Annotated in this window: 22 protein-coding genes; 12 read left to right on the top strand and 10 right to left on the bottom strand. The window is 36.4% G+C overall.

The window, feature by feature from the left end; genetic code table 11:
• Window positions 1-22: 22 nt before the first annotated feature.
• Window positions 23-577, top strand: a complete 555-nt coding sequence (locus AAJG31_RS01980) for an XRE family transcriptional regulator (RefSeq protein WP_103118130.1) — start codon at window positions 23-25, stop codon at window positions 575-577.
• Window positions 578-963: 386 nt separating this feature from the next.
• Here AAJG31_RS01980 and qoxD read toward each other — a convergent pair whose 3' ends face one another.
• Genes qoxD through qoxA form a run of 4 tightly spaced genes read right to left on the bottom strand, consistent with a single transcriptional unit; the run spans window position 964 to window position 4703 of the window.
• Entirely contained in the window at window positions 964-1248 is a 285-nt protein-coding gene (gene qoxD, locus AAJG31_RS01975; protein ID WP_036079092.1) for a cytochrome aa3 quinol oxidase subunit IV, read from the bottom strand.
• Between the two features lies 1 nt (window position 1249).
• Window positions 1250-1846, bottom strand: a complete 597-nt coding sequence (gene qoxC, locus AAJG31_RS01970) for a cytochrome aa3 quinol oxidase subunit III (protein ID WP_279495038.1) — start codon at window positions 1844-1846, stop codon at window positions 1250-1252.
• Window positions 1843-3792: a cytochrome aa3 quinol oxidase subunit I gene (gene qoxB / locus AAJG31_RS01965; protein WP_048392790.1), complete on the bottom strand. Its 1950-nt coding sequence runs from the start codon at window positions 3790-3792 to the stop codon at window positions 1843-1845. The genes qoxC and qoxB overlap by 4 nt, the downstream gene beginning before the upstream one ends.
• 20 nt (window positions 3793-3812) lie before the next feature.
• The gene (gene qoxA, locus AAJG31_RS01960; RefSeq protein ID WP_054550145.1) at window positions 3813-4703 is read right to left on the bottom strand and encodes a cytochrome aa3 quinol oxidase subunit II; all 891 of its coding nucleotides are present in this window, start codon (window positions 4701-4703) and stop codon (window positions 3813-3815) included.
• Between the two features lie 352 nt (window positions 4704-5055).
• Here qoxA and AAJG31_RS01955 point away from each other — a divergent pair, with 352 nt between their 5' ends.
• Both AAJG31_RS01955 and AAJG31_RS01950 read left to right on the top strand, forming a co-directional pair.
• Window positions 5056-6486: a PLP-dependent aminotransferase family protein gene (locus AAJG31_RS01955; RefSeq protein ID WP_279495039.1), complete on the top strand. Its 1431-nt coding sequence runs from the start codon at window positions 5056-5058 to the stop codon at window positions 6484-6486.
• A gap of 1008 nt (window positions 6487-7494) precedes the next feature.
• Window positions 7495-9024 (top strand): DHA2 family efflux MFS transporter permease subunit, encoded by a 1530-nt coding sequence (locus AAJG31_RS01950; RefSeq protein ID WP_237900835.1) that lies wholly within the window; start codon window positions 7495-7497, stop codon window positions 9022-9024.
• 128 nt (window positions 9025-9152) lie between these two features.
• Here AAJG31_RS01950 and AAJG31_RS01945 read toward each other — a convergent pair whose 3' ends face one another.
• Entirely contained in the window at window positions 9153-10061 is a 909-nt protein-coding gene (locus AAJG31_RS01945) for a C40 family peptidase (RefSeq protein WP_048392783.1), read from the bottom strand.
• Between the two features lie 539 nt (window positions 10062-10600).
• Between AAJG31_RS01945 and AAJG31_RS01940 the strand changes: the two genes are divergently transcribed.
• On the top strand, window positions 10601-11209 hold the full coding sequence (locus tag AAJG31_RS01940; protein WP_279495042.1) for a DUF4304 domain-containing protein: 609 nt from the start codon (window positions 10601-10603) through the stop codon (window positions 11207-11209).
• Window positions 11210-11256: 47 nt separating this feature from the next.
• Here the strand turns inward: AAJG31_RS01940 and AAJG31_RS01935 are convergent, their stop codons facing one another.
• Complete coding sequence (locus AAJG31_RS01935) at window positions 11257-11859, bottom strand: YitT family protein (protein ID WP_131520219.1); 603 nt, start codon at window positions 11857-11859, stop codon at window positions 11257-11259.
• A gap of 127 nt (window positions 11860-11986) precedes the next feature.
• Here AAJG31_RS01935 and AAJG31_RS01930 point away from each other — a divergent pair, with 127 nt between their 5' ends.
• Window positions 11987-12505 (top strand): GNAT family N-acetyltransferase, encoded by a 519-nt coding sequence (locus AAJG31_RS01930; RefSeq protein WP_054550151.1) that lies wholly within the window; start codon window positions 11987-11989, stop codon window positions 12503-12505.
• A gap of 45 nt (window positions 12506-12550) precedes the next feature.
• On the opposite strand, the gene AAJG31_RS01925 is transcribed toward AAJG31_RS01930, so the two are convergent.
• The gene (locus AAJG31_RS01925; protein ID WP_279495044.1) at window positions 12551-13168 is read right to left on the bottom strand and encodes an FMN-binding negative transcriptional regulator; all 618 of its coding nucleotides are present in this window, start codon (window positions 13166-13168) and stop codon (window positions 12551-12553) included.
• Window positions 13169-13334: 166 nt separating this feature from the next.
• Here AAJG31_RS01925 and AAJG31_RS01920 point away from each other — a divergent pair, with 166 nt between their 5' ends.
• Window positions 13335-14750 carry a PLP-dependent aminotransferase family protein gene (locus tag AAJG31_RS01920; protein ID WP_279495045.1) on the top strand — a complete coding sequence of 472 codons (1416 nt, stop codon included), beginning with the start codon at window positions 13335-13337 and terminating at the stop codon, window positions 14748-14750.
• Window positions 14751-14819: 69 nt separating this feature from the next.
• Complete coding sequence (locus tag AAJG31_RS01915) at window positions 14820-15251, top strand: DUF2935 domain-containing protein (RefSeq protein ID WP_066036753.1); 432 nt, start codon at window positions 14820-14822, stop codon at window positions 15249-15251.
• A 79-nt stretch (window positions 15252-15330) separates the two neighbouring features.
• On the opposite strand, the gene AAJG31_RS01910 is transcribed toward AAJG31_RS01915, so the two are convergent.
• Entirely contained in the window at window positions 15331-15696 is a 366-nt protein-coding gene (locus tag AAJG31_RS01910; protein ID WP_048392769.1) for a hypothetical protein, read from the bottom strand.
• Between the two features lie 347 nt (window positions 15697-16043).
• Here AAJG31_RS01910 and AAJG31_RS01905 point away from each other — a divergent pair, with 347 nt between their 5' ends.
• From AAJG31_RS01905 to AAJG31_RS01890, 4 genes are all read left to right on the top strand, one after another.
• On the top strand, window positions 16044-19091 hold the full coding sequence (locus tag AAJG31_RS01905) for an ATP-binding protein (RefSeq protein WP_279495047.1): 3048 nt from the start codon (window positions 16044-16046) through the stop codon (window positions 19089-19091).
• Complete coding sequence (locus AAJG31_RS01900) at window positions 19088-20194, top strand: response regulator (protein WP_054550156.1); 1107 nt, start codon at window positions 19088-19090, stop codon at window positions 20192-20194. Before AAJG31_RS01905 ends, AAJG31_RS01900 begins: the two co-directional genes overlap by 4 nt.
• Before the next feature lie 71 nt (window positions 20195-20265).
• A complete protein-coding gene (locus AAJG31_RS01895) occupies window positions 20266-20790 on the top strand; it encodes a GNAT family N-acetyltransferase (protein WP_279495049.1) in 525 nt (174 codons plus the stop codon).
• Window positions 20791-20805: 15 nt separating this feature from the next.
• Window positions 20806-21273, top strand: coding sequence for a DinB family protein (locus AAJG31_RS01890; RefSeq protein WP_054550158.1), 468 nt, complete (start codon window positions 20806-20808; stop codon window positions 21271-21273).
• Between the two features lie 27 nt (window positions 21274-21300).
• Here the strand turns inward: AAJG31_RS01890 and AAJG31_RS01885 are convergent, their stop codons facing one another.
• The gene (locus AAJG31_RS01885) at window positions 21301-22041 is read right to left on the bottom strand and encodes a DUF3888 domain-containing protein (protein WP_279495052.1); all 741 of its coding nucleotides are present in this window, start codon (window positions 22039-22041) and stop codon (window positions 21301-21303) included.
• Between the two features lie 90 nt (window positions 22042-22131).
• On the opposite strand from AAJG31_RS01885, the gene AAJG31_RS01880 reads away from it, so the two are divergent.
• Window positions 22132-22551: a hypothetical protein gene (locus AAJG31_RS01880; protein WP_345803567.1), complete on the top strand. Its 420-nt coding sequence runs from the start codon at window positions 22132-22134 to the stop codon at window positions 22549-22551.
• A gap of 31 nt (window positions 22552-22582) precedes the next feature.
• Here the strand turns inward: AAJG31_RS01880 and AAJG31_RS01875 are convergent, their stop codons facing one another.
• Window positions 22583-24064, bottom strand: a complete 1482-nt coding sequence (locus AAJG31_RS01875; RefSeq protein ID WP_048392759.1) for an Lsa family ABC-F type ribosomal protection protein — start codon at window positions 24062-24064, stop codon at window positions 22583-22585.
• Between the last annotated feature and the right edge of the window lie 275 nt (window positions 24065-24339).

Genomic DNA, 24339 nt, shown 5'->3' with positions numbered 1-24339 from the left:
GTCAATGGGAGGGGTGCGCAGAATGCAGGAGGAAAATATCGACTTATCTGGACAAGTTGGAGGAAATTTACGGGAAATTAGAAAAAGCAAAAGGATGAGTTTAGAGGAGCTGGCGAATGTCAGCAATGTTAGTAAATTGACGTTAGGGAAAATTGAACGAGGGGAAACGAATCCGACTGTCAATATTCTTTGGAAAATTTGTAGAGGGCTTAATATTCCGCTTGTCGCTTTACTATCTTTTGAAGAAAATATAGAGGTTCATCGTTTTGGCTCAGACTACCAATTCGCAGGTCATAATAACGACTGGTTTGTCGATCCATTATTCAAAGCAAATGGAACTGAGTGGTTTAGAGGTCGTCTTGAACCGAATAGTGAATACAGCGAGTGTCACCTAGCAGGCTCCGAGGAAATTGTGCTTGTATTAAATGGGCAATTGGAGCTAAAGGTCGGAGAGAAAACCCATCAGCTAAACCAATGGGATGTCATTAAATTCAAGGGTGAAGAACTTCACACGTATATCAATCACTCGGATGAAAAAGTACATTTAATGCTGTCATTAACATATACAACCCCATGATTGTTCAACAATAATCAAGCAGAAGTTGATCCTATTTTGGGGAGGAAAAAATAATTCTGATTATCGATTTCATCATTGTTTATTATTTTCATGAATATCAATAAAAGCTTGTAAAGGATGTGCTACACGCCAATCATTTAAACGAGGAAATCGTTAAAATTGGCGTTATAAAAATAAACATTGATAAAGGCAATCCTATATTTATCCCATTCAACCAATCTCACAATGATTACTTGATATCACAATGAATGAAAGCGTGGACTCTTACTTTGATGGTGAAAATTTCAAAGAATTGTTGTTTATCCTCATTGTCTTTTGACTATATATCATGCGTTTCCATACAAAAATCGTCCTTACTAAGTTAAGTAAGGACGATTTTTTTCTATTTAGATATAACCCCAAATCATACATAATAATGTTCCGAAAATGGTCACGAGCGCAATAATTAAGCCATAATAAATATTGGTATAGATGGCTGGTTTATCATTTGTTTCACCAGCATGCATAAAGACAACTAACTGCAAGCCTGCCTGAATAAATGCTGTGACTAATAAAATAGTCATGGTAATCGGAAAAGATAGATTGAAAAAATATACACATGCCGCAATGATCGTAAGGATTATGGACACACCAAACCCCATGACTTGTTTCATCGGGAATAAATCACTCATGTTACACCATTCCTTTCAAGTAAATGAAGCTGAAAATAAAAATCCAGACCACATCTAAAAAGTGCCAGTATAAAGAGAAGATAAACGATTTATTGGCTGTTTCTGGTGTTAAACCACGTTGGATGAGCTGATAGACGATGAACATTCCCCAAAATACCCCAAAGGTAACGTGTGCACCATGTGTTCCTAATGTTGTTAAAAGGGCAGCCGTAAAGGCACTCGTCTGTAAGCTCGCACCAACATGAATATAGTGCATAAACTCGTAAACTTCAAAACTAATAAATACGACACCGAGTACTAATGTCAAAACATAAAACCAAATCATTGCTTTCGTATAGCCCTTACGCATAGCATGTATACCTAAGCCAATGGTAAAGCTACTTGTTAAAAGAATAAACGTTTCAAATAAAACAGGTGTAATTTCAAAAATGTCCGCTCCTGTTGGACCATTCCCAGTACGGTCTACTAAAACAAAATAACCTGCGAATAATGTGCCGAAGAGCATGATTTCAGCTCCAATAAACACCCAGAAGCCTAATATATTCAATTGATTTTGCTGAGTACTATATTCTAAAGGAAGTGATTGATCGATTTTCATAATTGACTACCTCGCAATTTCGATTCCGTTGCTTTCACTTTTTCGACAGGTACATAGTGTCCTGGATCTTTTTCCAATGAACGGTGAGCCATGCAGATAAAAATACCAATGGTTGTGAGAATTGTTGGTATCCACATACCAAAAACAAAGGAGAAGCCCCATGCAAAGAAAATACAGCCTAATATAAAAGGTACACCGCTATTATTCGGCATATGAATCTTTTCATATGGCTCTGGGAACAGTTCATGCTGATGATATTTTGCATCCCATAACGCTTCTGTTGAAATCACGTGTGGAACCTTGGCAAAATTATAATAAGGCACAGGGCTTGGTGTAGCCCACTCTAATGTGCGAGCGTCCCATGGATCCGACCCAACATTCCTTGGTGAATAACGAATACTGTAAATAACATTGTAAACAATTAAGATAAAACCAATTGTTAAGCCAATTGCACCGATAAACGAAATCATATTCCACAGCCCAAAACCAGTAGAGGCAGAATAAGTGTACATACGGCGTGCTTGTCCATCTAAGCCAGAGACAAACATTGGCATAAAGGCTAGCAGCGTACTGACGGCAATAATCCAAGCCGTCCACTTGCCGATTTTTTCATTCAACATAAAGCCAAACATTTTTGGCCAATAGTAATGTAAGCCAGCTAGCATAGCAAAGACAACACCAGGAATAATCACCATATGGAAGTGGGCAACCAAGAACATTGTGTTATGGTATTGATAGTCAGCGGCTGACATGCCAAGCATTACACCCGTTACGCCACCTATTGTAAAGGTAGGAATAAATAACATGGAGTAAAGCATTGGCGTTGTAAAAACAATTTTTCCTTTCCAAAGGGTGAATAACCAGTTAAAAATTTTAACCCCAGTTGGGACGGCAATAGCCATCGTTGTAATCGAGAAAATACTATTTGTTAAAGCACCTTGTCCCATCGTAAAGAAATGATGTGTCCATACTAAAAACGAAAGGAAGGAAATGATTACCATGGAGCCGACCATTGATTTATAGCCATAGAGATTGCGTCCTGAAAAAGTAGAAATAATCTCACTGTAGATCCCAAACGCAGGTAAAATCAGGATATAAACCTCAGGATGCCCCCAGACCCAGAAAAAGTTTGCCCACAGCATATCCATACCACCATCGGATGTTGTGAAAAAATTAGTAGCAAATAGTCGGTCAAAAGTTCCCATCGTTAAAGCTACCGTTAAAACTGGAAAAGCAAAAACGATAATCACGTTTGCTACTAATGAAGACCACGTAAACATCGGCATTTTCATAAGTGTCATGCCTGGTGCTCTCATTTTAAGTATCGTCACAATCATATTAATACCAGTAATTAATGTGCCAAGACCTGAAATCTGTAAGGCAAATAAATAATAGTTTGTTCCTACAGATTGACTAAATTCATTATTTGCTAGAGGGAAATAATTCGTCCAGCCAGCATCAGGGGAGCCACCTATAACAAAGGATATATTTAGTAGCATGGCCCCCATGAAAAATAACCAAAAGCTTAGTGCATTCAATCGCGGGAAAGCAACGTCTCTTGCACCGATTTGTAAGGGCACAATATAATTCATAAAGGCCATAATAAAAGGCATGGCCATAAAAATAATCATGACTGTTCCATGTGTTGTGAAGATTTCATTATAATGCTGCGCATCAAGTAATGTATTGTCAGGTACAGCCATTTGGGCGCGCATCATAATAGCATCTGCTCCACCACGGAAAAGCATCAGAAGGGCAGAAATTAGATACATAATACCAATACGTTTATGATCAACGGTTGTTAACCATTCACGCCAAAGGTAGCCCCATTTTTTAAAGTAGGTTAAGCCAACTATAATTGCTATCACCGTCAGTCCAATCGCAACCATCGATGCATAGATAGCTGGGCTTGGATGGGGTATAGCAAATCGTTCGAAGTACTCCATATGACTATGTCTCCTTTTAATTAATGATCGTTTTGTTGAGAAGCATGATCTTTAATGTGTGATGTGCCATGCTGATGTCCACCATTCTCACCCTCAGGGGCTGGCAGGAATGTTAAATGTGTACCAGTGTAGGTTGATTGGCCAACGTGTCCTGGTTCTAGCAACGTATTAAATTTTTCTTCTGTTAATGGTTCAGCTGTTGCTTTTACTTCCTTCACCCAATCATCAAACTCATCCTGAGTCACTGCTGTTACGTTAAACGTATTTTCAGCGAACCCTTTACCATTAAAGTTTGCATTTCTCCCCATATACTCCCCAGGTAGATCCGCAGCCAGATGCAATGTATTCACCATATCGGCCATTGCATATTTTTGACCACCCAGTTGAGGAATCCAGAAACTTGTAATTGGTCCGTAAGAATAAAGTTTAAATTCGATAGGACGCTCTGCAGGAATATACAAATAATTCACCGTTTCAATATCTTCCTCTGGATAGCTAAAATGCCATTTCCAGTTCGATGTTGAAGCATAAATGATTAACGGCTCTTCCTGTTTGTATTTCTCTGGTGTAGATTCCACCTTATAGTTACTTTCAACAGAAATAAAGGATAGGTACGCTACAATTAAAACGGGTATACCTACACAAATGATTTCCACCTTTGTACTCCCTTTAATGTGGGGAGGCTTATAGTCAGGGCTTTGCTTAGATGCACGAAATTTCACTAACATATAAGCTAACAACACAAAAACAATGAGTACGATAAAGGACATAATCCCTATCGAAAGCATAATATCTTTGGCTTGCACTTGAGCTTGAGGTCCTTTTGGATCTAATACTAACAATGGGTCACAGCCTGTTAGCATAGTGACAATAGTGGAAAGACCAATTAATCTGAGCCAACTTTTTTTCATAAACAAACCCCTTTAACTGTTTCATTGAAGTGCTTTAGGCTACTACGGGTTTGTATGGAATTCGATTCACAATTGATTTTTATAATAGGGGGACTTCTTTTGAAAGACAAGGCGTTTTCCAAGATAACACAGAATGTTCTCAAACGAGAAAAATAATTTCAGTATAATTTTATAGAGGGAAATGCGCATCAAATAAGGGCTTTTATCAATTAAAATGGATTGAAATTGAAAGTGGATGGTAAAATTAATAAGGAAATGGATGGTTAGTTTCAAATATTGTTATAGTATGATTGTCTTTTTAGCTTATTTACTAGAGCTAAGAAAGGATAAGGCATAACTGAGGTGAGTAAACATGGATTGGAAACCTGATCGAACAGTAAAAAAAGCGATTTATAAGCAGCTCGCAGAATACATTGAAAAGGGGATTGCAGATGGGACATTCCCGCCCGATAAACCCTTACCATCTGAGCGCTATTTAGCAAACGCTTTGAGTGTAAACAGAAGTACGGTAGTTAATGCATACGATGAATTGGAAGCAATGGGGCTGATTGAACGAAATCGTGGAAGTGGCACAACCATTAGCAAAGACATCTGGGGCATTACGAGGAAACGAATTCCTAGCTGGAATCGCTATATTGAGGCAGGTTCCTTTTTACCGAACCTTCCTGTTACCCAAAAAATTAGAAAAGAGGCTATTGAACATAAATTAATTAATCTAGCTACTGGCGAATTATCCGAGGATCTTTTTCCCAAAAGCGCCTTGAGAGAAATTACCGCAACGCGTTCATTTATCGGTAGCCTTGGGTATGACCATCCTTTAGGGAGTGACATATTACGGACAACTCTTTCACGGCATATTAAAAAAAGCAGAGGAATTGAGACAAAGCCTTCCTCCATACTGATTACTTCAGGAGCACAGCAAGCCCTACATTTGATTGTCCAATGCCTGTTAAAACCTGGAGATGCAGTCGCCATAGAAGATCCTTCTTACAACTTTAATCTGCCTATATTTAAAACAGCAGGCTTACAAATCCATTATCTTCCTGTCAATAAGGATGGCATTAACCCGGATGATTTGCAAGTATTATATAAAAAACATCGAATAAAAATGATTTTTCTAAATCCTGATTTTCATAATCCTACGGGATCTTCCTTAGATTTAAAGAAAAGAGAAGCTATTCTAGACATATCCTCTAAACTAGGTATACCAGTAGTAGAAGATGACCCCTATAGCCTAACAGCTTTTTCGGGGGATAAAATGCCTACGCTTAAATCGCTCGATAAGAACGGGAATGTTTTATATATTAGCTCTTTGTCCAAAATTGTAGCCTCAGGCTTACGAATCGGATGGATTGTTGGTCCTACATCTGTAATCGAACGACTATCCGATGCCAAGCAACAAATTGACTTTGGGCATTCTAGTTTCACGCAATGGATTGCCAATGATTTTTTAGAATCCCCTAATTTTAATTTGCATATTAAGCATTTAGTGAAGGAATTAGAAACACGACGAGATACCATTGTACAGAGCCTCAATATGTATTTAAAGGACGAAGTGACGTTTTCCATTCCTCAAGGTGGGATACATTTATGGTGTCATGTTCTCAAGGAATATAACGAAACGCAATTACTTGAGGAATCCATTAAGCGAGGCGTCATTTATGTTCCTGGATCTACGATGGGCTCCAAAAAGGGTTTTGTACGCTTCACTTATGCGAGGGAGGATGTTCATTCAATCAATGAGGGGATTAAAAGGTTTGCACAAGCTCTAAATAGCTTCTAGTAATTTTGTAAATTATAGCCAAGTGGATGGCTAAGAAAGTGCTTAAGTGGATGGTTTAAATTCGCTAGAAAGTATTTAAGATAGAGTCATGGATAACAACTATCCATCAAGGCTAACTACTATCATGGCAGTGTGGATTGATTCACAATTATTCACACAAGTAATGAAATTTTTTATGATCTGGAAGGTGATAGGACAAACCTATTAGTAGCAAGAGAAAGATATCAGTGAAGAGGTAGTTCACTTGATTCGCTATAAAAATAGGCAAACACTTTAATCAAGAGATTTAAAAAATTCACAACAAGTATCGTTGGTTTTCTCAGTTTTACCTGTTCAAACAGTCTCAATCGTTAGCTTTAGGCTGCTGATGAGAAAACATCAAGGCAGTCACACCTTATTATATTTTAATTCCCACAAAGGTATAGTGGGGAAATAGGCACCCCTTCTATACGGACACTTAAATCTTAGTTAAAAAAACACCATCCAGCCACTTAGTCTCGATATTCAATCGATACTAGGTGGCTGCTTTTTTTCATTAAAAGTAGTTGAGTAGTGCAAGAAGACAATTTGGTGGAGCTATCATTAGTGTTTTGCATAATCGCCGCTACACTTACAAGAAGCCGCCACTACATTATGAATTAACACTAGGGAAGGAATATTTAAAAAATAACGACAACAAAAAAAGTCGCATTCCTGTAGTTCAGGGATCGACTTTTTGGGAAAAAATTTATGAGAAATACATTGAAATATGTATAGTCTTGTGATAAATTTATAGAGATAGACACTGTATAATTATTATACCGCGCATTATCCCTATTTTAATTATACAATACAATCTATTGTGTCGTCAACAATTTTAATTTTAATTTTTTTGAGGGGTGGTTGCGATGAAATCAGCAGATTGGGGGAACAAACACACGAAGAAGCTCCATTGTTTGAGACAATCAAATGGCTTCCTAAACATGTGAATGAAATTGAAAAAGATAAAGAAAGTAGGACTGATACTATATGTCAGAGAAAACCATTTCAGTTGAGACAAAAGCGCCTTATGGCATGATTGCCATTTTATTTATCGGGGCCTTTGTTGCTATTTTAAATGAGACCTTACTCAACATTGCACTACCAGCCATTATGGACGAATTCGATGTGAAAGCCACTGCAGTACAATGGCTTTCAACAGGCTATATGCTAATTAACGGTATTTTAATTCCTGCCAGTGCATTCTTCATTCAACGATTTACAGATAAAAAATTATTTATTACAGCGATGGCTCTGTTTACATTAGGTACATTTCTAGCTAGTATTGCACCTGCATTTGGTGTGTTATTAGCAGCACGTATGATCCAAGCTGCAGGCTCAGCAATCATGATGCCTTTATTAATGAATGTGATGCTAACTGCATTTCCAGTTGAAAAGCGAGGAGCTGCAATGGGGATGTTCGGTCTTGTCATGATTACAGCTCCAGCGATCGGGCCGACGCTTTCTGGTTGGATAATCGAGCATTATAGCTGGAGAATGTTATTTGATCTTGTGCTACCAATTGCCATTTTAACTTTAATTTTTGCAGCCTTTAAATTAAAGGATGTGACACCACAACGTGCCATTAAGCTCGATGTGATTTCTCTTATTCTATCAAGCATTGGATTTGGCGGCTTGCTTTATGGCTTTAGTTCCGCAGGTGAAAAAGGATGGGATCATATCCTTGTATATGGAACAATTATTATTGGGACAATTGCTTTAATTACGTTTACCCTTCGTCAGCTACGAATGGATGAGCCCATGCTTGAGTTTCGGATTTTCAAATATCCAATGTTTGCCTTATCCTCAGCCATCTCCATCGTTATTTCGGTGGCGATGTTCTCGGCTATGATTTTAATGCCTATTTACGTACAAACCATTCGTGGTATTTCCCCAATGGATTCAGGTCTACTCATGCTGCCTGGTGCCATAGTGATGGGAATTATGTCTCCGATTACAGGGAAGCTCTTTGATAAATACGGGGCAAGAAGCTTGGCTGTATTTGGCTTGATCATTACCATTGTTACGACATATTACTTCAGTAAAATTAGCATGGATACAGCTTATTCGACATTGGTGCTGCTGTATACATTACGTATGTTTGGGATGTCTATGGTAATGATGCCCGTGATGACAAATGGTTTAAATCAGCTACCAGCACACAATAATCCACACGGTACAGCTATGAACAACACATTACAACAGGTTTCTGGTGCGATTGGTTCTGCGGTGCTGATTACGATTATGAACAATAAAACAACTGCCAAGGCAGAGGAACTGGCTGCAGGTGCGATGAACAATATGAGTGCCAATGCAGCACAGGCTACGACACAGTCTGCCAGCGAAGTAAAACAGCAAATCTTAAACGAAGCCATGCTGCATGGCATCAATTATACGTTCTTCCTTTCCACATTGATTGCGGCCATCGCACTCATACTTGCCTTCTTTATAAAGCGAGTTAAGCCTAACTATGATAATCACACAGGTGGGGAAGTTGCTGGAAAACAGGTAGAGGAATAATAGTAGACGGGTGTTGCTTCAGTTTAGCAACGCCCGTTTTTTCTTAAGAAATTTTATATAGAGGTGGGGAAACCTAGTAAGACTAAAAAAAGGCATTTCATCTATAGATGAAATACCTATTCTAGTAGTTATTGAGCTAATCGTTGGATAAAGGCTTCTAATTGGACCAATGTGACATTGTCGTTCACACCGAATGTGCCGTCACCTTTACCTACGGTTACTTTATTCGAAGCAAGGATCCCTACATAATTATTTGCCCAATGTGAGCCTGGAACATCAATAAATTGTTCAGCTGTTCCTTGCTGTGTTAAATGAAATGCTTCCACTAAGACTTTAGATAGTTGGCCACGTGTCATTGGAGAACCAGGATTGAACTTTCCATTATCATCACCCGTAAAAACGCCAATTTTTTTAAGTGCCTCTGCAGCACCTGCATATTTAGACGAAGGCTTAATATCTGGGAAACTTGAATTCGTATTACTCGTATCTAAATGTAATTTATTAGCTAATCGAAGAGCTACCTCACCACGCGATGCATATATGCTAAAGTCAATTTCCGCATCTTTTACTTCTCCATAATCAGAGAAGTTGGCAATACGTTTTGCTCCTACATAACGTGAACCCCAATAGTATGGGTCATTCACTGTATCTACCTTAACCCCAGAACTTGTAGTAGCTGAGATAAAATTATTGTCACCTATGTATATACCAACGTGTGAAACACCGCTTCCAGATGTATTAAAAAATACGAGATCACCCGTTTTTAAATTGTCTTTTGCGATCGAAGTACCTTGTTGGTATTGAGCTTTAGATGTACGCTCTAATGAAATGCCTAGCTTAGAAAAAACTAACTGTGTATATGCAGAGCAATCCACACCTGTCTTAATATCCGTTCCTCCATATTTATAAGGAGCTCCAATATATGCTTTGGCTGTATTTGTTATATCTGCTATTGTTGCCGCTTTCGCATCATGAATACCCATACCTGTAAAGAACATAAACGATGCGAAAATGGGTAGTAACCATTTTTTCTTCAAATCAATCTTACTCCTTTCAAAAAGCTTTCGCCTTTGAACTAAAGTAAGAATAGCATGAAATAGGGCAGAGTTATTTTTCAATAATATTACCAATTACCCCTAATCACCAAAATTGAAACCTTAATTTTAATTGTGTAAAACTTTTGCAATAATAATGGGCAATTTTACTAAAAATATATGAAATTAATGGATTTATAGGGACATAAGTGTTAATTTAAACGTTTTATCCAATTGAAAAATCGTTATTGTAATAGTGGCTTTCCATCATAACGGTTATTTAAACATTATTATTTTTAGGTGATACTACGTTATGACACTAAGGATAGTGGTAGAAAATTCTGCTTTTATGTAGCTCCCGTAACTGCAAAGTCGTTTACTGTTAGATAGGAAAAGTTAGCCTTAATTTATGTTTTTGAACAATGGATACGTTAAACTATAATAAAATAAGTAGGTTCAACATGAAGAAATACAGCTGCGAGCTAATGAAATAATAAGGAAACATAAATCGAATGAATACTAAACGAGAAGGAGGTATTCCATTGCAGCAAATTTTTAATGAATTAATAAAACAGGACATCAAGCCATTTCTAATCAAGCTAGGCTTTAAAAAGAAAGGATTGAATTTCTATCGAAAAACCGAAAACCTTATCTATCTGATCAATTTCCAAAAATCTTCTGGTAATACAGTCGATACTATGATGTTTTATGTGAACTGTGGGATATACGCGGCAGAGCTAGCACGACTACAATCAAGAGAAATGGTGACAGCACCCAAAGAAGCAGAATGTCACTTCCGAGCAAGGATTAACTCCATTGTCGAAGATGCACCTGATCGATTTTCCATCACAGCCACTACAAATTTGGACGAATTAACAAAAATATTGCTGCTGGGGTTAGAGGAGGTTCATAATTTCTATGAAACCATGACTTCTGCAAGATCCATTGTTGATTATTATATAGCAGGGCCATTTTTGCACTTGGGCGAAGAAAGTTTTCATTTGTTATTACAAGCCAATGATGTAACAACAGCAAAGCTCTATTATAATGCATTGCAGAAGAAGCATGGAACCGAACAGAGGTGGTCCATTTTTCAAAATAAATACCAAGCCATTTTCAATCAATACGGTGTGGAATTTGGGGAAAATTAGTCATCAAAACCAGAGCTCATTCTTGAACGAGAATCTGGTTTTATATTTTAGGAGTTGTTCAGTATATTATCTAGTATTCTTCCAGTTATCGGCATAAAAAAATGGAGGATATAACCACCTAAGCAAACTGTTAATAATGTCCCGACACCGATGGGGCCATTAAAAATGATAGCTAACATTAAAAATAAAATATAAATAAGGGTTCTTGAGAAGAAAACCGTTTTTCTTGTTAATTCTTTGATGATCAAAGTAAGTCGATCTACAGGAATTGGTGCAAAATTTGTATGTAAATAAGTTGCCGTTCCTAACCCAACCACAACTAATCCAGTGGTAAAACAGACAGCTTGGCTAAACCAAAGATCTGGGGATACTATATCATGTAATAAAAATAACCACATATCAATCCCTATGCCAGTGATCAATGCAGTAACCAACCCTAAAATTTCAGGTCTTTGTCTAGCTAATAGGGAATTACTACCTATTAATAGGAGAGCTAAGATGATTTCCCAACTACCTACAGTTAGCCCCACATTTTTAGATAATCCTACTAGAAGCGCATCGAAAGGTGATGTGCCGAGTTTAGATTGAATCGTGAGCGAAATACCTAGCGTTAAAATTAAAATGCCCACTACATAAAAGACATATTTCAACAAAAAGACCTCCTCCTACTATTTTTATTGCAAATACAACAAAATTGCGTTAAATTGACTATATACTCTTTTTATTGCATTTGCAATATAAAATCCAGAAAGAGTTTACAACAAAGGAGTGGAATCAATGTCTGTTAAATTAGAGAAGTGTGAGCACGCAGATTTAAAACAGCTTCAAGCAATAAGTATTGAAACATTTAATGATACATTTAAAGACCAGAACTCCCCTGAAAATATGAAGGCTTATTTAGAGCGTGCCTTTCATAAGCAACAGCTAGAGAAGGAATTGGCCAATTTGGATTCAGCATTCTATTTTATCTATTATGAGGAAGAAATAGCTGGTTATTTAAAAGTAAATGTCAACGAAGCACAATCCGAACTAATGGGGGATGAGTCATTAGAGGTGGAGAGAATTTATGTTCGACATCAATATCAAGGAAAAGGGCTTGGCAAATACCTTATGAATAAAGCAATAGAGGAGGCTGTGGCTCAAAACAAAAAAAGCATTTGGCTAGGGGTTTGGGAGAAAAATGACAGTGCCATCGGTTTTTATCAGAAAATAGGCTTTGTCCAAACAGGCGCCCATTCATTTTATATGGGTGATGAAGAACAAATTGATCTTATCATGACGAAAACACTTGCCTAAATTTTATGGCAGAAACGTTGATTCACAACATTTCTGCCTGCTATTTTAATGGCTTCTATTTTTCTTCATCGCCTCAGCTAACGCATCAGCATGTGGATTTTCCTCTTTATAAAGTTCCTTTATTATGTTGGCGTAATCACTAGCATTTCGATTTTGACTTAATTTATAGGCTGCCTGCACTTCTTCCACCTTTATTTTAAACCCTTTTATTCCTTTCATTTCTTGCTGCAAAAGCTCAGGAGATAGTTTATCCCACAACACAGGATTTTCACGGAATGACTCATATTTTTCAAGTAAGCTAGTCAAATCTTGTTCTAAAGCTATTCCTTCAATCAGACTTGCCTTTCCATATACATGGACAGCTTGATAATTCCAGGTTGGCACATTTTCATGCTCATACCACGAAGAAGAGATATAGGCATGTGGACCATTAAATATCACGAGAATGTCTTGTACTTCCTCAAAGGTCTTCCATAAAGGGTTACCATAGGCTAAGTGACCTGTCAGATAAAAGTCATCCTCGATTTTTTTCAGCAACACGGGTATATGGGCTGCAATAGGCTTACCTTTTCGAATTGAAACGATTGTTGCAAAGGAATTATGTTGAATAAATTCTTTGATTTCTTCTAAATCCGATACTTTGTAATACTTAGGAACATACATGGAAACCTCTCCTTATACATAAAATCATCGTGAGTTTTTCGAATAAACAAATAATTATGTAGGCACGTATTTACATTTTCTGCTCAACGATGTAGATTTTATTATAATCAATCACTGGCACCTCATAAAAGTGCCAACAACGCTATTTCTAAAGGAGCCAAGAATCATGCTCGAAATGACACCAAACCTGAATAATGAGGAACCACTTTACCTTCAATTATATAACTATATAAAAGCAGAAATTCAAAATGGAAAGATAAGGGCTCAAAGCAAATTGCCGTCTCAGCGTAGTCTAGCTAAACATTTACAGATTAGTCGCAACACTGTAGATGCAGCTTATCAGCAGCTCCTTGCAGAGGGCTATGTGATAAGTAAAGAGCGAGATGGACTATATGTGGTTGATCTTGAAAAAGGTTATTTTCAAGGAGGCCCTCATCATTTTGAACCACAATTAGCGACTCAGCAGAAACAAGAACGACCAGCAATTAAGTACGATTTTAATTATGGAGATATTAATTTAAAAGATTTTCCCTTTAAAATATGGCGTAAATTATCAATGCAGAGCCTTGATGAAGAACAGGCTCAACTCCTTTTATATGGAGATCCACAGGGAGAGCTGGAATTAAGAAATTATATGGCAAGCTACCTTTATGAATCAAGAGGGGTGCAATGCAGTGCAGAGCAAATCGTTATAGGAGCAGGCTTGCAGTTTCTTCTTGGTATCGTATGTAACCTAATTGGACGGAATGAGCTTTTTGCTATGGAAGATCCAGGTTATTATCGCGTTCGTTACTTGTTTAAAGATAATGGTATAAAGGTGAAACCAATCCCACTTGACGAGCATGGTATTCATATCGATCCGTTAAGAAACAATAACATCAAGGCTGTTTATGTCACACCCTCCCATCAATTTCCCCTTGGAACGGTTATGCCTATCTCAAGAAGATTAGCATTACTAGAGTGGGCTAAGGAAGAAGATGCTTATATCATTGAGGATGATTATGATGGGGAATTTCGATATGCTGGAAAACCAATTCCTGCACTACAGGGATTAGATTCAAGTGATCGCGTCATCTATATGGGCACCTTTTCAAAATCTTTGATTCCAGCCATTAAGCTAAGCTATATGATATTACCTAGAAAATTAATGGGTTTATTTCATCAAAACAATTACTATGTTCAAACTGGGTCTAGACTCCATCAGCATACGTTACAGCTATTTATAGAGAGTGGGCATTGGGAGAGACACTTGAATAAAACACGAAATAGTTATAAGCGAAGATATGAGACATTACTAAAGTCCATTCAACAAACGTTCGGGGAAAATGGGAAAATTTATGGAGCCAGCAGTGGCTTACATATTTTACTTGAACCAAATAATAAGATGACTGAAGAGGAATTGATTGATACAGCAAAAATGGCTGGTGTTAAGGTCTACCCAACATCTATTTTTTATGCAAATCCCTTGGTTGTTCAGCCTGCAAAGGTATTACTTGGATTTGCTAATCTAGCGGAAGATGAGATTGACACAGGCATTAAGCTATTAAACAATGCTTGGTTTAAAAGTTCTACTATGACGTGAATCTCTTTCAAAGTTCTATTTCCACATTTCTTGTATATACATAATAGAGATAAGTGGGAGGGGATTTTTATGCAATTTTACTATGGCCATCAAATGCCATTACGTGTATTAGATGAAGCTGAATTTTGGAAACATCAAGAAGAGGAGCATACAGTAGTAATAAGAGAGCTTGTGAAAGATTTGGAGCAGCAATATGTCGATGCGTTAAAGGAATGGGAAAAAGCTTTTGCTCAAACACATCAGCAAGTTGTAAGATATATAGAAACCGTCAATCGTTCCCAGGGACAAGTTTCTCCAGCTCTGTTTCAGGATATTTTACAGCTTACTTCCTTCTGTTTGCAACAGAGTGATCAATTTATCCAGTTTTGCCGAACGCTTATGCAAGAAAGTCAACCGATAAGCGCAAATCCTACAGCTAAAGTTGTATTAAATCATATCATTGTAGAATCCGAATATTTTATCGGAATTGCCCAAACCATTTTATATCAACAGAAATACTAGGTCTAGCGTCTGGAAAATGGAGTTTGGAGAAAAAACACTTGCCACACTCCATTTTTTGGACGTTTTCACCATCACAATATTAACTATTCGGAATTTTCTCCTTATATTTAAAGGAAAGGAGACTTAAAGAATAATTTTTAAGTGTATCTGTGTGAACAAAGTCATTTAGAATACTTTCAATTGAATGACAATGTTGATTGATTAAATTAATTTCTTCTATATAATTTGAATCAATCAATACTTCTTTTAATGTTTTAAACACTACTTTCTGCTCGTTAAATAAATAAACCAGTTCAAACCTAGTGTTCAATATTAGAGTGGTAATCTCAGGGAAAATAATTCGATCCTTTAGTACTTCAAGAATGGAATTCACGGATTTTACTCCATCAATAGTTTGTAAAGATGAAAAAACACCATTTAATAACTCTTCAAAATCAACCTTCATCAAAATCCTCCATCAATCAAAATACTTTCTGATAATAACATTTTTTTAGAAAAATTTTAATGATTAATATTTTCCTTCAATAATGTGGAAAGTCTATTTAGACAATAGTAATTTATTGAAAACAATTCACTTCACATGTTTCCAGAGGCTAATAAAATTTTTTAATCCGCTCACAATCATTTTTTTAAAATAACAACAAACAAAACATCAAGAAAGGTATTATTATTGCTTGTTTAGATTTTGTTCAAACACAGTATGCTACTATCTCAAAAGGGGTTGATTGTAAAAACAGTGAGCAATATGATGTAAAGATACATCATAAATGATCGATCTTTGGGGGCACGAAAATGAAAAAAAATATCATAATTATTGTAAGTATAATCATGCTTTTTGTGATTGTTTTTTTTATTGGTAATTGGCATTATTTCTCCACTAATCAGCCAAAAATTATACATAAAGGTGTAGGAAAATTAGAGGAAGAGCAATTATTAAAGCTTGTAAAGCTAGAAGGAGAATGGGCCTTTTATCCAAATGTATTAATTTCTTTGGGGGAAAATTTTGATAGCTATCAACATAAAAAACTGAATTTAAATGTACCCTTTAATTGGCAAGCATATGTAGAGCCAAATGAAGAGGGGCTTTCGGTGGGAACCTATCACGTCAACATAGAAGTACCATCAGATGGAGTTTACGGCCTATATATTCGAACCATTCGTCAAGCTAGTCGTGTATTCATTAATGGCGTTGAGGTGGGGGCTAAAGGAAATCCAAGTACTGTTTTAAGCGCATATGCATCTGAAAATGATGATAAATATACCGTTTTTTCTCCTAGTGTCAATAAAAGACTAGACATTGTCATCCATGTTGCAAATTACAATTATCCTCAGGCTGGAATTGTTTATCCTATTGAATTTGGTACAATGAAGGCTATTCAAAAGCATTATCACTGGAAAGTTTTTTTAGATATAGTAGTGAGTATAGGTCATATTATAGTTGGTGCGATCTATGTCTTTACATTTTTACAGAATCGCAAGCGTAAGGAAGAGTTATTCTTTGGTCTTTTTACTATTTCATTAGGATTTTATATGTCGTTTATCAATCAAAAAGTGTTTTTTCTGTTATTTACTGATCTATCGACGGTCAATCAAATACGTCTGCAATTAGGAATCATTCCACTCGCATTGCTTGCTTTAACATTTTTTATAAATGCGATGTATCCACAATTACTAGAAAGAAAAATTTTATACACGCTTGCCATATTACTTGGTATCGTGTTTGTTATGTACGGTATCTATAATCCCTTTACAAAAAATGAAAGGGCCTCCTCAGAATTTGAAATGATTATGAGAAAAATAATCTATATCAGTGTCACGGCTCCAGTTATTTTCTATAATATATGGTTGCTTATAAAGGTCATGCTAAAACGTTTAGAGGCTGTGTGTTATGTGCTAATAGTTATTACAGCGATTAGTTGTTATTCTATTTTACTCATTTGTAACTTTTTATTTGGGATGCCTTTTGACTATACAGAATTCATGTTATTTTTACTAATATTATTTGGCTTTGCCTCATTATTAAATTATCGTGCCAATCAAGCTGTTTTAAAAATAGCAGCATTGTCAGAGGAATTGCTTGAACATAATCAAATGAAGAATGAATTTCTTCTGAAAACTTCGCATGAACTCCGTGCCCCCCTAAACGGAATATTAAATATATCCAGATCCTTAATGGAAGGTGCTCAAGGACCATTAAAACGATCTCAACAGGAGCAAGTTATTCTAATTCACAGCGTTACACAGCGCATAGGTCATTTAGTAGAAGATTTATTGTTTTCTTCTAATCAAATGACAGGGGAAGTAAGGATTAGTCTACGCAGTGTATCTCTATCTGTTATACATGAGGTAGTAGCCGAAATTCGTAGTCTTATGCCCAAAAATAGTCAGGTAAGGGTAACAGCAGAGATAAACTTAGATTTGCCAAAGATCTACACGGATGAATTACGCTTTAAACAAATTTTATATAACTTGCTGCATAACGCAATTAAATTCACACAAAATGGAACAATCATAGTCACTGCGCATGTTGAACAGGAGCAGATGGTCATCCAAGTAAGTGATACAGGCTGTGGAATTCCGACACAAGAATTAGATCGTATTTTTAACGCCTTTTATCAAGGAAACAATCATCATAATAAAGAAGGGCTAGGTTTGGGACTAAGTATTACTAAAAATATTGTTGAAAAATTAAATGGTAACATTTATGTGACAAGCACTGTAGGGGAAGGGACAACATTTACATTTACAATGCCCCTCTCAACACTAGAAAACGTAAGTAATGAACAAGCTATCATTACATCACATACAGATACAGAAATACAGCTTCGACTGCCCCTTATTTATAAAGGAAGCGATAAAAAAATACTGGTGGTAGATGACAACCATGTCAATATAAAAACTTTAACGGAAGCACTAAGTTTAAAGGGATATACAGTGATCGCCTTAGATAACGGCTTTGATGCGATCGATTATATTAAAACCAATCATGTAGATTGTATGTTAATCGACCTAATGATGAATGGCATGTCAGGTTATGAGTTATGTAAACGTGTACGTAAACAATATGATATGCTGGAACTACCAATAATTATCTTAACTACAGTTATGAAGCAATCTGACTTACTGCAAACGTTAAAAGTAGGGGCGAATGATTATCTACAAAAGCCGATTTCTACCGATGAACTTTTTATTCGTATTGAATCTTTATTGGCTGTTCGACAATCATCAATCGATGCAATCGAAGTAGAAATGAACTATTTATATTCACAGGTCACACCACATTTTGTATATAACACACTTAATACGATTATTGGTTTAAGTTATACAGATATGGAAAACACACGTGAAGCTCTTTATTGTTTAGCCACTTATTTCCGTGCAAAACTGAATGTTCATTATCGAAATAGCATTGTCCCCATTGATGAGGAGATGGAGCTTGTAAAAGCCTATTTATCAATTGAAAAAATGCGCTTTGGAGATCGTTTACGTATTAAATATGATATTGACGAATCGATACAATTAGGAATCCCTGCATTGTCCATTCAACCTTTAATTGAAAACGCAGTGTTCCATGGTATCTCTAAGAAAGTAGAGGGAGGGACCATAGAATTAAGCCTACAGAGAGAGGGACAATTTGTAAGAATTAAAATCTATGATAATGGTGTAGGAATTTCAGAAGAAAAATTGCACCAATTGCTAAATGAAGAAAGTACAAGAATTGGCTTTATGAATCCATTAAAGAAATTTAAATTAATAAAAAATGCTAGTTTACGAATTTACAGCGAAGAAGGAAAGGGAACAACAATTGTCATTTTATTACCAGAGGGTGGTGTCACATGAATATAATGATCGTTGATGATGAAAAATTGGCCATTGATGTTTTATCTATTATGGTTAAACAACTTGCCCAATTTCAGATTAACATTAAGGGAACATTTACAAATTCAACTGAGGCCCTCCAGTTTCTTGAAAAAGAAATAATTGATGTAGTGTTTTTAGATATTGAAATGATTGACACACACGGTATGCAACTTGCAAAGCAGCTCCTACACAAGCAACCATCCTTACAAATCATTTTTGTTACAGCTCATACACAATTTGCCGTGGAGGCTTTTGAAGTTGAGGCAACAGATTATTTATTAAAGCCAGTACAGGAAAAACGACTGATTAATGCGTTAACAAAAGCACAGAAAAAAATGGTCGTGACGGTGGCGCCGAGGGATGAGAAGAAAAACTCATTATATGCGCATACATTAGGCAGCTTTTATCTACTGGATGTTCAACATAATGTGATTAAGTGGCGAACAAGAAAAGTACGTGAACTATTTTTATATTTACTATTTCACCAAAAACGGCCTATGTTAAATGCAGTTCTTTTAGAGGAATTGTGGCCAGATTTGAACTTTGAAAAGGCAGCTAGTAATTTACATACAACTATTTATCATTTAAGAAAGATATTAAAGGACAATGGTATTCAAGATCCCATACTCTTGGTCAATAATCACTATAAATTAAATGCGGAAATTCAAACTGATTATGATGAGCTGAATCAACTATTGGAGCAGGATCAACATGATGAGAAATCCATTCAGCAGTTATTGAATTGCTATGAGGGTGATTTTTTAATAGATGAGGAGTATTTATGGGTTAATCAAATCAGGCTCCGCTTAAAGCAATCTGTATTACATGTGCTTGAACAGTATATTGCACGTACAGACGTTGCCCACACTTTATTAAAGTATAATTGCCTACAAAAGCTTTTAGAGCTAGACGAATACAATGAACAGTATATGTTTCAATTGTTAGAATTCTTAATTCAACAAAATAGGAAACAAGAATGTATAAAATTCTTTGAATCTATAGAGGCAAAATTAGCTGAAATTGATCTCCCTGTGCCAGAAAAATTTTATAGAAAATACAACGAGTTCTTACTCAACGTTTAGAAACGATTTCGGAAAAGTAATTTCTGTTTTAATAGTAGGTAATAATTTTATAAAAAGGAGATGCTTTCGGCATGCAAAAGATTGAAATAATTGAGCTTCACCATATTGAGCAAGATTTGGAGAAGCTTACTGAATTATTGATTATGGTCGTAGATGAAGGAGCATCCGTAGGTTTTTTACCTCCACTCACACAAGAACAAGCGATAAAATATTGGCAATCTGTCTTAGCGTCAGATGTCTTACTGTTCATTGCGAAAATAAATAATGAAATTGCAGGTAGTATTCAATTGCATTTAACTAGCAAACCAAATGGCATTCATCGTGCTGAAATTTGCAAGTTAATGACACATCCCAACTTTAGACGCAACGGTATTGGACGAGCGCTGATGCAACAAGCAGAGGAACGAGCAAAACAAGAAAACCGTTCCTTGCTAGTTTTAGATACGAGAGAAGGGGATCCTTCCAATAAATTATATAAATCATTAGACTACCAAGAAGTAGGGAAAATTCCGCAATATACTATTTCACCAGATAGAGAATTAGAAGCAACCGTAATTTACTATAAATTGATATCGAATATAACTGAAAACGTGTAGAAAGGGAGCTAGTATATGAACGAAGCGCAATTATTTATGCAAATGAAAATGTGGCGTAATTGGACTGTTGAATTTCTACGTACGATCCCTGAGAATATTGCTGATCAGATACCCGCTGGACATCATAACAATATTCGTTGGAATGCTGGTCATCTATTAGTTGGTTGGGATCATACCGTTTTTCCAGCTGTTACACAAGAAAGGCATTTGCCCCTATCCTATCATGTAATGTTTCCTAGTGGCAGTAAACCAGATGACTGGACTGAGCAACCGCCAACAATGGATCAAATCATTATGCTCCTAGAGGAACAACCAATTCTTATTGAACAAGCTTGTGCAGGACATCTACATGAACCGCTTAAAGAACCTTTTTTAGGTATGAAAACATTAGGTGATATGGTTGTCTTTCATATGAACCATGAAAATTTTCACATGGGAATTATAAAAAGTATGATGCAAACGCTCTTAAAGAATGAAGCCTAACTGATGGAATCAGTTGGCTTCATTTTTCTATATATACCATGGTAACAGATCCTCCATTTTCTTACCTGGCTTACTTTTTTTATCTTTTACGATCCATGTGCCGTCTTTCTTTTGCAACTGATAGCTTACATTTGTACCATCCGCCCTTTTAAAGAGCATATAACCTATATTACCCTTAATAAAAGTGACAGGGTCTATGACATTTTTGTAGGGAATCTTTCGCTCAGGAAATAAAATATGGGTCACTATTTCCTCTGCAATCATAGCAAGGGATTTCATATCATTATTAATTTCAGCTTGATATTGCAATTGATCGTATCGGTAGGAAGTATACGATGCTAAGTCCAGTTTAAAACTCTGCTGTATATCTAACAGTGTTGCCCTATAGAATGCGTTTATTGCCTTTTCTACATCATCTGCCTCATGTATATAGCGAAGTGTGCTGACACCAGTTGGACTGACTTCAAACGTAATGATTTCCTTACTGTAGGGTGGGGAATGCGCATGCTCAAAGGTCGTAACTTCCACGCTAACTTTAAAGCTAAACTGACTTTCTTTGACAATTTTTAAAATTTTCACATCATACAAGCCATACTGCTTAGGATAGCCATAGTAATGATCAATTTCCTTTTCGATAAATGGATTAAGGATTGTAATGAATGTGTCCCTGATTAGTTGCTCATCAGCTTGTTCACTTTGCGCATAAATCTTACATGGCAGAATGAACATAGTGAAGATAAACATTAAAACATAAGCAAATTTTTTCATGGAATAGTGACCTTTCTGCAGGATGATACTTTATAGAGTGCACCAATCACAGCAAATTATCGAGCATTTTTAAAGAAAGGGAATTGAACAATGGGAAAAATAATACTGCCCTTTTTATGTATGCTTTTGTTATTTCCAACAGCTACTTCGGGGTCAGAACCTGAAGGCTTAAAATGTCCAAATCCAGATGTATTGATGAGAACAACGGAGAAAGACAAAGACGAGCTTAGTCAAGCATTAGCTGACATCATTCCAAAAGTATATGGCTCAAGCCCTGATTATCAGGAGTGGCAAATTGAGGTGATAAAGCCCATGCCCATATTAACTGGCATGGAGGAGAATTACTATAAAATGGCGGTGAACTTCTGTGGAGAAAATGTGGCTAATCACTCCTGGTTTGTTCGATTAAGGTTTCCAAGATTACTGCCAGCGCAAAGTGCATCACTAGGTGAGCTATATATCGTAAAAGAGACAAATTCTAAATGGATCCATTGGTTTCAATATCATTAAAAAGGAAGAATCCATAAATGGATTCTTCTCTTTATGACATCGCTATCGTTTTCGTTGCTACAGTTTGTTGAAATGCCTGATCATGCTCAACAATCACCATTGTGAGATGAGAGCTTTTTATGAGCTCTTCAATCTGCATGCGTGAATAGATATCAATAAAATTGAGTGGTTCATCCCAAATATATAAATGAGCCTTCTCACACAAGCTTTTAGCAATCAGCAGCTTTTTCTTTTGCCCACCAGAATAATGAGAGATATCCTTCTCAAATTGAATACGCTCAAAATCCATCTTGCGCAGGATTGATTTAAATAACGTCTCATCAATACCATGCTCTTCAATAAATTCCGATAGCAATCCCTTTAAATGGGATGTATCCTGCTGAACATAGGAAATGACTAGACCTGAAGCTAACTTTATCGAGCCTGTATGTTGGATGGGATTACCTAGAATAAGTTTTAACATACTACTTTTTCCGCTTCCATTTTTGCCATCTAAAACAACTCGATCCCCTTGTGCCACTTTGAAGCTAATAGGCTTATTCACGATATGGTCATCGTACCGAATCGATACATCCGTGACAACAACCATTTCTTTTGATGGATATGCCAATGGCTCTACTTTCAATGACTCGGTTTTTTCAACATTTTTTAGCAGTTTTGATTTTTCCTCAATAGCTCTTTGTTGTCTGGATTCCAGGTTCTTCGCTCGTTTCATCATCTTGGCTGCTTTATGTCCAACAAAGCCTTTGTCCAGTTTGGAACCTGAATTGGTTGTGCCGTTTTTGGAGGCTTCCACTTGATTAGACCAACCTGACGAACGCTTTGAGGATTGTTTTAATCGGTCGATATCTTTTTGCAGTCGTTGATTGGTTACTTCTTCGTGTTCCTGCTGACGATCAAAATTTAACTTCCAAGAAGAATAATTTCCACTTTGAACGTCAATATTGGCTCTATTAATCGATAGGATATGGTCAACACAGCCATCTAAAAAGCTTCTGTCATGTGAAATTAAAATAAATCCTTTTTTCCTGCGAAGATAATCGGAAACCGTCTTTCTTGCATCCGTGTCTAGGTGATTGGTTGGTTCATCAATTAATAAAAATTGACCCTCTGTCAAAAACAACGCAGCAAGCAGCACCTTTGTTTGTTCGCCATTGGATAATGTTTTAAAAGGACGATACATGACCTCCGCATCTACATGTAGGTAAGCTATTTCACGTAGACATTCCCAATCTTCTGCCTGAGGACAAATTTCCTCAAATATTTCATGGGTATATTTATTTGGATCAGAAACTGGATAGGGGAAATAAGTGAAGTCTACAGAAGAGATGATTTTTCCGCTATACTCATAATTTCCTAATAACAACTGAAAGAATGTTGTTTTACCTCGTCCGTTTCTACCGATAAATCCAAGTTTCCAATCCGTATCGATTTGAAAGTTGACATTCTCAAAAATATTGTCAAAGCTGCTTGGATAAGAAAAAGTTAGGTTTTGTACTTGTATCATGGACATGATAATTCCTCCTTTGTATTGCAACAGTTTACTTTTCATACAAAGTCGGTCTATCCATCTATGGTTCATTTCTCCGTATAAGCAGATGGATATTAACGACTTATACGGAGTGTTACATGCGTTACAATAGTTTCTGAATCGCTCATATTTTTTCCTCTCCTTTATGGGTAAATGAAAGGTACAAAATCAACTATGAAAGCAAGAAAAAAACCCTCCAATTGTACATTGGAAGGATTAGTCTTTCTCTGAATAAATGCGATTTGCCATTTGTGTCA

This window comes from Lysinibacillus sp. BS3 (assembly GCF_039614735.1).
Taxonomy (GTDB): domain Bacteria; phylum Bacillota; class Bacilli; order Bacillales_A; family Planococcaceae; genus Lysinibacillus; species Lysinibacillus capsici.
Note: the sequence above shows the minus strand (reverse complement) of the source record. Positions and strands in the feature narration are given on the sequence as shown.

What these genes read in the sequence shown, in the direction of transcription:
- AAJG31_RS01980 (WP_103118130.1), top strand. Translation starts at nt 23, where the DNA reads ATGCAGGAGGAAAATATCGACTTATCTGGACAAGTTGGAGGAAATTTA.
- qoxD (WP_036079092.1), bottom strand. Translation starts at nt 1,248, where the DNA reads ATGAGTGATTTATTCCCGATGAAACAAGTCATGGGGTTTGGTGTGTCC.
- qoxC (WP_279495038.1), bottom strand. Translation starts at nt 1,846, where the DNA reads ATGAAAATCGATCAATCACTTCCTTTAGAATATAGTACTCAGCAAAAT.
- qoxB (WP_048392790.1), bottom strand. Translation starts at nt 3,792, where the DNA reads ATGGAGTACTTCGAACGATTTGCTATACCCCATCCAAGCCCAGCTATC.
- qoxA (WP_054550145.1), bottom strand. Translation starts at nt 4,703, where the DNA reads ATGAAAAAAAGTTGGCTCAGATTAATTGGTCTTTCCACTATTGTCACT.
- AAJG31_RS01955 (WP_279495039.1), top strand. Translation starts at nt 5,056, where the DNA reads ATGGATTGGAAACCTGATCGAACAGTAAAAAAAGCGATTTATAAGCAG.
- AAJG31_RS01950 (WP_237900835.1), top strand. Translation starts at nt 7,495, where the DNA reads ATGTCAGAGAAAACCATTTCAGTTGAGACAAAAGCGCCTTATGGCATG.
- AAJG31_RS01930 (WP_054550151.1), top strand. Translation starts at nt 11,987, where the DNA reads ATGTCTGTTAAATTAGAGAAGTGTGAGCACGCAGATTTAAAACAGCTT.
- AAJG31_RS01925 (WP_279495044.1), bottom strand. Translation starts at nt 13,168, where the DNA reads ATGTATGTTCCTAAGTATTACAAAGTATCGGATTTAGAAGAAATCAAA.
- AAJG31_RS01920 (WP_279495045.1), top strand. Translation starts at nt 13,335, where the DNA reads ATGCTCGAAATGACACCAAACCTGAATAATGAGGAACCACTTTACCTT.
- AAJG31_RS01915 (WP_066036753.1), top strand. Translation starts at nt 14,820, where the DNA reads ATGCAATTTTACTATGGCCATCAAATGCCATTACGTGTATTAGATGAA.
- AAJG31_RS01910 (WP_048392769.1), bottom strand. Translation starts at nt 15,696, where the DNA reads ATGAAGGTTGATTTTGAAGAGTTATTAAATGGTGTTTTTTCATCTTTA.
- AAJG31_RS01905 (WP_279495047.1), top strand. Translation starts at nt 16,044, where the DNA reads ATGAAAAAAAATATCATAATTATTGTAAGTATAATCATGCTTTTTGTG.
- AAJG31_RS01900 (WP_054550156.1), top strand. Translation starts at nt 19,088, where the DNA reads ATGAATATAATGATCGTTGATGATGAAAAATTGGCCATTGATGTTTTA.
- AAJG31_RS01895 (WP_279495049.1), top strand. Translation starts at nt 20,266, where the DNA reads ATGCAAAAGATTGAAATAATTGAGCTTCACCATATTGAGCAAGATTTG.
- AAJG31_RS01890 (WP_054550158.1), top strand. Translation starts at nt 20,806, where the DNA reads ATGAACGAAGCGCAATTATTTATGCAAATGAAAATGTGGCGTAATTGG.
- AAJG31_RS01885 (WP_279495052.1), bottom strand. Translation starts at nt 22,041, where the DNA reads ATGAAAAAATTTGCTTATGTTTTAATGTTTATCTTCACTATGTTCATT.
- AAJG31_RS01880 (WP_345803567.1), top strand. Translation starts at nt 22,132, where the DNA reads ATGGGAAAAATAATACTGCCCTTTTTATGTATGCTTTTGTTATTTCCA.
- AAJG31_RS01875 (WP_048392759.1), bottom strand. Translation starts at nt 24,064, where the DNA reads ATGTCCATGATACAAGTACAAAACCTAACTTTTTCTTATCCAAGCAGC.